8 protein-coding genes and 1 pseudogene are annotated in these 10,437 nt (G+C 50.9%); 1 reads left to right on the forward strand and 8 read right to left on the reverse strand.

Features of this window, described 5'->3' with window-relative positions; translation table 11 throughout:
* Window positions 1-176: 176 nt before the first annotated feature.
* The 8 genes from BTA51_RS26460 to BTA51_RS26495 all read right to left on the reverse strand — a co-directional run bounded on the left by BTA51_RS26460 (window position 177) and on the right by BTA51_RS26495 (window position 10,057).
* Window positions 177-1,670 carry an FGGY-family carbohydrate kinase gene (locus BTA51_RS26460; RefSeq protein ID WP_168188303.1) on the reverse strand — a complete coding sequence of 498 codons (1,494 nt, stop codon included), beginning with the start codon at window positions 1,668-1,670 and terminating at the stop codon, window positions 177-179.
* Between the two features lie 32 nt (window positions 1,671-1,702).
* A complete protein-coding gene (locus BTA51_RS26465) occupies window positions 1,703-2,542 on the reverse strand; it encodes a class I fructose-bisphosphate aldolase (RefSeq protein WP_094712091.1) in 840 nt (279 codons plus the stop codon).
* Entirely contained in the window at window positions 2,529-4,292 is a 1,764-nt protein-coding gene (locus BTA51_RS26470) for a glycerol-3-phosphate dehydrogenase/oxidase (RefSeq protein WP_168188304.1), read from the reverse strand. Before BTA51_RS26470 ends, BTA51_RS26465 begins: the two co-directional genes overlap by 14 nt.
* 19 nt (window positions 4,293-4,311) lie before the next feature.
* Window positions 4,312-5,301 carry an aldo/keto reductase gene (locus BTA51_RS26475; RefSeq protein WP_094712093.1) on the reverse strand — a complete coding sequence of 330 codons (990 nt, stop codon included), beginning with the start codon at window positions 5,299-5,301 and terminating at the stop codon, window positions 4,312-4,314.
* Complete coding sequence (locus BTA51_RS26480) at window positions 5,298-6,272, reverse strand: sugar-binding transcriptional regulator (protein WP_210404931.1); 975 nt, start codon at window positions 6,270-6,272, stop codon at window positions 5,298-5,300. The genes BTA51_RS26475 and BTA51_RS26480 overlap by 4 nt, the downstream gene beginning before the upstream one ends.
* Before the next feature lie 90 nt (window positions 6,273-6,362).
* Entirely contained in the window at window positions 6,363-7,370 is a 1,008-nt protein-coding gene (locus BTA51_RS26485) for an ABC transporter permease (protein ID WP_094712095.1), read from the reverse strand.
* Between the two features lie 22 nt (window positions 7,371-7,392).
* A complete protein-coding gene (locus tag BTA51_RS26490) occupies window positions 7,393-8,928 on the reverse strand; it encodes a sugar ABC transporter ATP-binding protein (RefSeq protein ID WP_094712096.1) in 1,536 nt (511 codons plus the stop codon).
* Between the two features lie 79 nt (window positions 8,929-9,007).
* Window positions 9,008-10,057, reverse strand: a complete 1,050-nt coding sequence (locus BTA51_RS26495; protein WP_210404932.1) for a substrate-binding domain-containing protein — start codon at window positions 10,055-10,057, stop codon at window positions 9,008-9,010.
* 264 nt (window positions 10,058-10,321) lie between these two features.
* On the opposite strand from BTA51_RS26495, the pseudogene BTA51_RS26500 reads away from it, so the two are divergent.
* A pseudogene (locus BTA51_RS26500) lies at window positions 10,322-10,437 on the forward strand (hypothetical protein); the annotation flags it as partial.

The following is a 10,437-nucleotide window of genomic DNA, read 5'->3' on the forward strand; positions in this document are numbered from 1 at the left end:
TTTAGTAAAATTCGTACAGAGTAAAATGCGTACATTTACCGTTAATTTGAGACAGCAGTGCCCGTACCTCTCATTCGCATGAGAAGCTCCTTTAATCTTTCCAGGATTAATTTTTCCTTAGGGAGTCCGGTACCGAACGGTTACTAACCCGTTCGCCAAATAATACTTTTGACCATTTAGAGCCCCTTGTTAATCAATTCGCTGATGACCTGATAACGTTTAAATCGTCGTCCCAAAATGTCGCGCTTTTTCGGATCCGGAGAGAAAACCTGATAGTCTCCGCTCATCTCCGCCACGGCCCTGGCGAAATTCGGATAGAACCCTGCGGCGGTTGCTGCCGCCATGGCAGCCCCTTTGGTTCCGCATTCATTGCAACGATTGACCCAGATGTCGATTTCCAGCACATCTGCAAACAACTGGCTCCAGAATGCGCTTCGAGCCCCTCCACCGCTTAACCGGGCAAGATCAACATCGATGCCGGCCTTACGTAGTTTGAGCAAGTGTTCCAAGTGCCCAAACACAATGCCCTCGTAAACGGCATACAGGAGGTCTGCCTTGCGATGCCATCCTGACAGGCCAAAGAAACTGGCCCCTGCTGTGGCAGAATCACTGGATCCGTACAGATAGGGGTGGAACAGCGGTAACTGCTCGGTGATATCCACCTTTTCCACCATCGCGTTACAGTAGTCGAATACCTTTTGATTCAGGGTTTCAGCCACTTGTTGCTCGGTTTGGAAGAATTCACGGACGAACCATTCCAGATTGGACGCTGAGGTCGCACTGTTTTCCATGGCCAGGTATCGCCCTCCGGGAAACACACTGGACATGAACAATTCATCTGAGGGTAGATCCCTTGTCACCACCTGATTGATGCTCCAGGTTCCAGTGATGATCGAGGCCTCCGACACGTCCCAAACGCCACTACCCAAGGCACTGGAAATGACATCGAAAAGCCCGGCCACCACCGGTGTTCCCGGCTTCAGGCCTGTAAGACCCGCCGCCTCCCCGGTTACCACGCCCACCACATCTTCAGACTGCACCGGGGGTGCCACCTTATGGGTGATCTCCTCCAGATTGAGCAGCTTCAACAATGGCTGACTCACTTCATTTCGAGTGAAATCGAACAGGCCCGATGCGCTCAGATCGCCGTAATCGGTACTGCACTTTCCGGTCAGGCAGAAATTGATGTAATCCTTGCAAAACAGCACTCTGCCGATATTCGAATACACTTCCGGCGTATGGCGTTTTAGCCACATCAGAAGCGCAGCCGTCTGTGACGGCCACAGTCCCTGCCGGTTCAGTTCCCGTATTTGCTGATAGGAATCGGACTTCTGGAACTCCTGAATCAGCTCATCGGCCCGGTTATCCAGTGATTGAATGCCAAGCAAGGGTTTGTCTTTATGGTCAAGCAGATAAGCGCCGTTTCCATGTCCGCTGACACCAACGGCCTTGATCTGGTCCGTATGGATTGAAAGCTCCGTCAGGACACCCTGGACAACTCCGACAGTTTTGTTCCAAAGACCGTACATGTCCGATTCAGAATGTCCCGGCTGGGGAAAGCGGGTTTCCACGCGAGTGGCCCTACTGCCCAACTGTCGGCCTTCCCTGTCAAAAACAGCGGCTTTGACGGCGGTATTCCCGCAATCTATTCCCAGAATGTACTCAGCCATAAATTGCAAACCTCTTGCTCCGACCATCTAGTTCAGCTGTGATAAATACCCAGAGCATCGCTCACGGTAGCGTTATCATGGATCATCGCCATAAAGGCCTGGACAATCTTGTGTGGATTCGGATGCTGATAGATATTCCTGCCGTACACCATGCCTACAGCTCCCTGATCCAACAGAGCGCGGGATTTTTCGAACACCTTTTCGATGTCTTCCTTACCACCGCCACGAACCAATACCGGGCAGCGGGAAGCTTCCACAACCTTATGGAAATCAGCCGCATTATCAGTGGGGTCAGCTTTGATAATATCGGCACCGAGTTCCCGTGCGACCCGCGCAAGCGTCACAATCTTCTCGCAGTCACCGTCCACCATATAGCCGCCGTTGCCACTATTCGGCTGCATGACCAGGGGTTCGATCATCAGCGGCATACCATACTTCTCGCAGTCCAGTTTTACCTTGCTGATATTCTGGATACATTGACGGAACAGATCAGGCTCATCGGGCAGCATGAACAGATTCACCACCACACACGCGGCATCCATCTGCACCGCTTGCAGCACCGGATCCTGGTCATTCTGCAGCAATGCCCACATCACACGATGACGTTCGGCGTTATATGGGTTGCCCAGATCTATTCGCATGACCAGCGCAGGCTTGTCCTTGCCGTTCACATTCTGCAGCAGATCAGCCTGCCCGTATGTCATCTGGATCGCATCCGGGCCGGCCCCCACCAATTGGCCGACCACCTTTTCCATATTCTCCAAACCGTTGAGAAAAGACGGTTCGTTACAGACACCATGGTCAATGGCCACATCCAGACATCGCCCTTGATTGAACAGGCGATTCATACGGACTTTCTTAGTTAAATACATAGTGTTTATCTCCAAATACATCGGCTAAACCATCCGTTTCAGGAAGATCCAGATCGATTTGATAGCCGTTATGGGTGTTCAGGTATTCAGCCGCCGCCCGGTATTCCGCCTGGGTTCTGCCATAATCCCAGTGCAACTCCTTCGACATGAGGCCGGTTATTTCTGCCAGGGCTAAGGGAGTCACCAGGCCTTCAATGGCAATGGTTGTGCGTCTTTGCAGGAGGTCCAGGGGCGTCTGGACATATTCCCGATGGATCAGGTAGCCAAGTTCGCGTCGACTGTAGGAGGGTATATATTCCAATGCACTATCCGGCGCCTGGCGAATATGGTTAAGAATTTCAAGGCACGTGGTGCCGTATCGCTGCAGAAGAATATCGACTCTGCTGACCGGCACTGAATATTTGAAACTGACTTCAGTGAGAAAACGACTCAGCTGATTAAAATCTTCAGGATAATGGCAGCCCCCACCAATTTTGCGGGTTTTCGTGGACGTAATACGGATCTTGTCCATGTCCAGCAGTATCTGGTCTGTTACCTGCTCGGCAAGCGCCCGAAACGTCGTCCATTTTCCACCGATCAATGAGTAAACCCGAGGTCCGGATGTTCCGATCTGATCGACCTTGATGGCATGGCTGCGGGGAATCTGCCCGGTGGTTTCGGTGCTGGCGGCCACCAGTGGCCGCACACCACTGAAACGGTAGCAGATATCGGATTTATGGATTTCAATCGAAGGAAATATGGTCTTGACCGACGCCAGGATGTAATCCACCTCCTCTTCAGTGCAGAGTGCGGATCCAGGTTCCTGTACAGGGATGTCCGTGGACCCTATCAATACCTTTTCAAGAAAGGGAAACATGATGCAGACACGGTTTTCACTGTTTTCGTAGTAAACCATGGCGCCGTTGAGCTCCCGATGCAGTTCGGGGTGGTCGACGATAATATGAGAACCCTTGGTGCCCGACAGGTATCTTGAGTTGATGCCTGCCGCCCGATTACAGTGATCCACCCAGGCCCCTGTGGCATTGACAATAACCCGGCTGCGCAACCGGCGACGAATCCCCGTCTCGGTGTCTGCTACAACCACTCCGTCATCATCGATGGACTCAACCAGGGTATAGTTCAGGGCATGGGATTTACCCTGCTGTTGATCGCCGTCCTGCAACAGCTCAATGGCTAGCCGCTCCGGGGCACTGATCCAGGCATCGTAATAGACAGCACTGCATTTCACCGAAGACGAATAACTAGGCCAGCGCTGAAAGGTATCACGAGTACCTTGAAGGCGGTGTCTCGGCATTTGCTGATCTTTACGGGTAAAGAAGTCGTAAAGACTCAGGCCCAGTTTGACAATTAACGCACCGCGATCCGTTACCTTATTGTTGATGCCGAGAAACCGGAGCGCTGCGGAAAACAGACCACTTGTCCATGAGTAAAGCGGAATATTCGTTTCCAGAGGACGGACATAATGGGGAGCGTTCTCCAGCAGCCGGTTGCGTTCGTACAGTGATTCCCGCACCAGTTCAAACTCAGCATTTTCAAGGTAACGCAAACCACCATGGATCATGCGAGACAACGCAGAGCTGGCTTTACTGCAGAAATCATCTTTTTCCACAATTAATACTTTCAACCCTTGCAGGGATAGTTCCCGATAGGCTCCAATTCCGTTGATACCACCACCGATGATAATGGCGTCAAATGCCTCACCATCAATGAGACTCTCAATTGCCCTTGGCTGCCGCATTAAGTCTTCCATAAGATCCCCTGGCATTAACCTATGAGTTGGTGGATATCCGGTTGATATGTCTGCTGACCGACATAGAGATCAAATCCAGAATTTCGTCGTTGAGCTTCAGATTGCCGGCGCGCGCATTTTCCGACGCCTGGCGGGCGTTACGTGCTCCGCATAACGCGTAGGTGACTCCCGGTTGGGCCAACGTCCACGCGATGACCAATTGTGCAATCGAAATATCCAGATCATTCGCCAACGGAGCCACTTCCTGGCAAAACTCCTGCACAATCTGCAGGTTTTCCGGAGAAAACAGAGGGTCTGTCAGACGCTGGTCATCACCGCTGAAGAGCGTATTTGAAGTGATCTTTCCAGACAGAAGCCCAAGAGCTAACGACGAATAACTCAGGCAGGACACTTTTGTATCAATGGTATGCGGCAGAATTTCTGCCTCCAGTGCGCGGTCGATCATGTTGTAACGCTCCTGGACAGCATCCACCGGCCCGAATTTCTGGTACTCCTTCAGTTCGTCAATAGTGGCGTTACTGATACCAATCGCGCGGATTTTTCCTTCCCTCTTCAGTTCCAGCAAAGTCGACATGGTTTCTTCGATGGGCGTGGAAGGATCCTGCCAATGGGTGATATACAGGTCGATATAGTCCGTCTGCAGACGTTCCAGGCTTTGATCCAGCTCGTAACGAATGGATTCAGCTCCCAGAAACCGGTGCACATCCTTGCCTTCCTCGTTAAAGAAATACCCGCCTTCGTTGGTATGCCAGACCAAACCGCATTTGGTCGCGAGGATAACCTTCTCCCGCTGCCCCTTGATGGCCTCGCCCACCAGTTTCTCTGAACGCCCCAAACCATAGGCCGGAGCGGTATCAATCAAAGAAACACCCTGTTTAATTGATTCACGTATGGCTTCTATGGACTGTTGTTCGTCTGTACCTCCCCACATCCAGCCACCCATGGCCCAGGTACCAAGCCCGATCACTGATGCGTTAATGTCAGTTGAACCAAGAACTCTCGTTTTCATAAGGCTGTTTCCTTCAATTTTTCCAATACTGATTTCGCAGTAACGTCGTCCGACACCAATGTATTGACCATCTTCCCTGCCAGTGCGGCGGCGATCGGGTCGACTTTTTCAATGTTAGTGGCGACACCTATACGGACCGGTATCTTTTGCAATTCCTCGATGGTCAGGCCGACCAGCTTTTGATTCAGGCTATCGAAGCAGGAATGTCCGTTGATATTGATGAGGTGGGCCAGAATCTCACCCACACAATGGTTCTCATGAATGACATGGCGCTCTTCATCGGACAGATTTCGTAAATCGAAGTAACTCTCCGAACCTTTGGCGACGGCACCGATACCCACCAAGGCGATATCCGCGTTACGCGCCAGGTCCATGACTTCCTTGCAGGAACGCATTTCGATCAGGACGTTTCTGTCTTCCTGGGTATCTGCGAACAAAGGCGCATGGATTTTCAGGGAATGTCCGCCGAGCTTTTCTGCCAGGGAGTACGCCAGGTGATTGACGTCGGTGTAATACTTGCCCTGTACCCCACCTGTGGCAGGTACGACTGTTACGTCGTACTTCCGGGTGGGGCGAATTGCACTGATTATCGCTGCCATCGCCTTCCCGCCACTGACGCAGATAACGTCCCCGTCCCGCAGTTTTTCCAGCAGAAGATCAGCGGCAGCCTCCGCCACAACGCGCAGGTTTACTTCCGGGTCTTTGCTTAGTGCCGCGCAAAGCACGGCGTCGGCCAGACCTGACTGCTCCACCAGTTTGCGCTCATATTGCACGAGATCCGCATGATCGAATTTGAGGTTGATTTCCACGAGCCCTTCTTCCCGTCCGCTACGGATAATCCTGTTCACCTTCGCAGGCGAGAGAGAAAGGGTTTTCGCGATTTCCGACTGACTGATGCTGTCCAGGTAATACATGGTCAGTACCTTACGGGTAAGCCTATCGACGTTTCTTGGTGTGCTGTTTATTACCACGTTTCTTTTCCTTAAAAGGTTGTAACTATATTTTTGATCTTTTTATTAGCCTGATTACCACTATCGAACTTACACAATGCGATCCAAAGATCAGCTGGCCTTTTTGTGTAACAGATGATCCATTGCCACCGCCGCCAGCAGAATCAAGCCTTTAATAAAGTCCTGCCAATATACGGAGACATCGAGCAGAATCAACGAGCTTGAAACCACGCTCAACAATGCTATGCCCAGGATGGCGCCAAATACTGATCCCTGGCCGCCGTTGAAGCTTGCGCCACCAATTACCGCAGCGGCGATGATGTTGAGCTCCAGTCCCACACCAAAATTTGGGGTCGCTGCGCCAAACTTGGACATATAGATAATTCCCGCCAGACCACAGAGAGCCGAACAAAGAACGGTCACTCCCAGTTTTACCCGGTCTGTACGTACGCCGGAGTATTCCGCGGCCTTTTCGTTGCTGCCGGTGTAAAACACTTTTCGGAATGCCGTGGCATTGCGGAGCAGATAGTCACTGATGATGACAACCACGAAGAAGATGATGATGGAAAACGGCACGCCGAATAATGTGCCCTGACCAACGTATTTGAATTCAGGCGGCAGGGAGAACAGCGAGATGGGCGTCCCCTGGGTGATGATCATGCTCAGCCCTCTGGCCAGTCCCATGAATGCCAGGGTGACAATAAAGTGATGCAACCCGATCTTGGTGACACATAGCCCCATCAACATACCGATAAAAGCACACAGCCCAATGGAAGCCAGGCTGGCCAGCCAGGGGTCCATACCCGACACAAATAGTTTGGCTGCAAACACCATCGCCAGACACATGACCGCACCCACGGACAAATCGATCCCCCCGACGATAATGAGCAGAGTCATGCCCACTACCACGATGCCTTCTGTCGAAAAGGACAACAGCATTGCCTTCATATTTGCCCAGGTCAGGAAATAGGGCGAAGCAAAGCTCATTGTAATAAAGAGTCCGATAATGATCAGAATCAAGGTGAATTCCCGCATATTCTTGGTACGGGAAAGCAGGCTTGACAGCGGATTTTGCGATTCGTTGGCCAAGCCTTTGTCTAGCAGCACTTCATTACTCATCTTATTCTCCGTAAAATCCCGGTTACCCATTGGCAGCAGCCAGTCGCGAAGCTGCGACGCCGGACGCCAATTGCATAATGTTTTCTTCTGTAATGTCCTCCCCCTCAAGAATTCCTGCCGAACGGGACTCACACATCACCATGACCCGGTCACTCAGACCGATAATTTCCGGTAGCTCGGATGAGATTACGATCACTCCCACACCGTTTTCCGCTAACCGGCGAATCATTTTGTGGATCTCAGACTTGGCACCAACATCGATGCCACGTGTAGGCTCGTCGAGGATGATGACCTTGGGATTGATGGAAAGCATTTTGGCAATGGCAACCTTCTGCTGATTCCCTCCACTCAAAGAGGAAACCGGCGCGTTCATACCTGCCGATTTGAGATTGAGTTCACGGGTCAGTTTTTCCGCTTGCTGGAGTTCCATGCGACGGTTGATCAAGCCATATCTGGAAATTTGTTCAGGACTGAGTGCCGAGACGTTGGCGGCGATGGACAGATCCAGGAAAACACCACTTTCCTTGCGATCTTCCGAGAGATAGACAATACCCGCTGCAATCCCATCCTGGTAGTGATTGATATTCAACGTCCGGCCCTCAAAAACGATCGTGCCATGCCGTTTTTTTTGCAGGCCGCATATGGCTTTCACCACTTCAGACCTGCCGGAGCCGATCAATCCGGATATCCCAAAGATTTCCTTCTCATGAACATCAAAACTCACGTCCCGAAAATAGCGGTCGTCCGACATATCTTTCACTGAAAGCATCACCGAGTTCCGGTTTACATCACCGTCAAACTTCTCCGGATACAGATCTGTCAGCTCACGGCCCACCAGGTAATTCACCACTTCATCAGGTGAGGTTTCCTTGATATTTTTCGTGACCACATAGACGCCGTCGCGGAACACGGTCACCCGATCGCATTGTTCAAAAACCTCTGCCATCCGGTGACTGATATAAATGATGCTCATCCCCTGCTCTTTCAGCTTCTGCATGATCTTGAACAATACCTGGGCCTCATGGTCGGTCAGCGCAGCAGTGGGTTCATCGAGGATCAGAATTCGGCAGTCCAATGTCAGCGCTTTAGCTATTTCCACCAATTGCTGGTTGGAAATACTCAGCTCCGCGACTTTCATTTTCGGGTCGATGTCTGCCAATTGACGAATGGCGTTTGTCGCTTCCTGGTACATTTGTTTGAAGTTGACGAAGAACTTTTTCGAGGCACTGACCTTCGCCATTAAAATGTTCTCCGCCACACTGACATCCGGACACAGTGCTATCTCTTGATGCACAAACCCTACTCCCAGTTTCTGGGCTTCCAGTGGACCGGAGATCCGCATAGGTTTGCCGTTAAAGAAAATCTCACCTGAATCCGGCTGATAAATTCCATCGATGATCTTCATCAACGTAGATTTCCCGGCCCCGTTTTCCCCTGCCAGAGCATGGATTTCTCCGGGCATCAGGGTAAAGCTCACATCCGAAAGCGCCACTGTACTCCCGAACGTCTTGCGAAGATGTCTGATTTCTAGGACCGGTGTCTGCTTTAAAGCATCCATGGCCAACTCCTGAATGTATTATGTTTATTGTCGGGTATTTCAGTAGCCGCCGGCCGGACAACAGCCGGCGGCAAAGGCCTTACTCGTTTATTCCTTTGGTACCACGTTTGGACAGATATTTGTCCCAGTAGAAATCGTCCGCGTTAGCTTTGGTGATAATTGCAAATCCGTTGTCGACGAAAGGTACGCCCATGGGGTTGAATCCAGCGCGTTTGTAGTCGTTCATTGGGTCAATCATGTTGCTGTGTGCAGCCATGTACAGCAGCATCATACCCATATACCCCTGAACGCCCTGATTAGGGTTCACCGCACCGAACACTTCACCGGATTTGATCATGTCGAGAATCTTCGCATTGACGTCCGCATTCATGACGCGGATTTTGCCGCCGAGTTCTTTTGCCGCTTGTGCAGCTCCCAGGGCAGAAGTCGCTTCCGGCATGAATACGGCTCCCAGGTTCGGGTGTGCCTGGGCAATAGTCATCAGAGCGTTATAGGCTTTGGTGGCATCCGTATTACTCGCCGCCCGCGATACCAGCTTCATGTTGGGCCATTTTTCTTTCATTCTCTCTATAAAGGCAGAGACCCTTCTGTCGTGATTATCCTGGCCGGGGTTTTCCAGCACGGCATACTCGCCTTTCCCACCCATGGCCTCGGCGACCGTATCAGCCGCGTATCTGCCTTCCTGGTAGTTGTCGGAGGTAATAAAAGAAACACGATTACTGTTTGGAGAGTCCGCTGCGAAGGTCACCACAGGGATGCCCATTTCGGCAGCTCGATTGATCGGCTCAATGAAGGGATCCGGATTCATCGGATGAAGCAAAATTCCCGCAGGCTTTTTCGCCAGGATCTGCTCAAAAGTTGCAAGCTGCTTGTTCACATCATATTCGGGCGTACCGGTATATACCGTTTTACATCCCATGGATTGAGCGGCCTGCTTCATCATTTCATAGACAGGGAACCAGTATTCCACCCCACTGACCATGACGTTCATGTAGTAGGTTTCCCCTGGTTTGCAACGGAAGGGCTCAGCAGAGGCAGTTTGGATGCCTCCTGCCAAGACCGTCATTGATAGCGATACCGCACAAACTAACCGTTTTACCTTCGTGTTTAGCCGTAACAACTTACTCATTCCACTCACCTTATTTTTTTTCAAGTGGTTCTGATACTGCGTCTTCTAAAACGCACCTTATCGCCATTGCAATATTTCACTTCAGTGATATATATTGCATCGCAATGAAATATCTTCCATGCCATGAAATATTAATCACGCATTTTTATCGTGTCAATTTGAAAGGGGCTTTTTTTTAGCAAACTGGATCTCACATTTTGAAAGACATGAAAATACGTCACATATAACCAACTGATAATAAAGAGAATTTAATGAGGAGCGATTATGCAAATCGGTATCCCCAAGGAACATAAACCTCACGAAAAACGAGTCGCGGCCAGTCCCGATTCGGTCAAGGAGTTGATAAAACTGGGTTTCACCGTGGTCGTGGAAAATCATGC

Source organism: Hahella sp. CCB-MM4 (assembly GCF_002260525.1).
Classification (GTDB): domain Bacteria; phylum Pseudomonadota; class Gammaproteobacteria; order Pseudomonadales; family Oleiphilaceae; genus Hahella.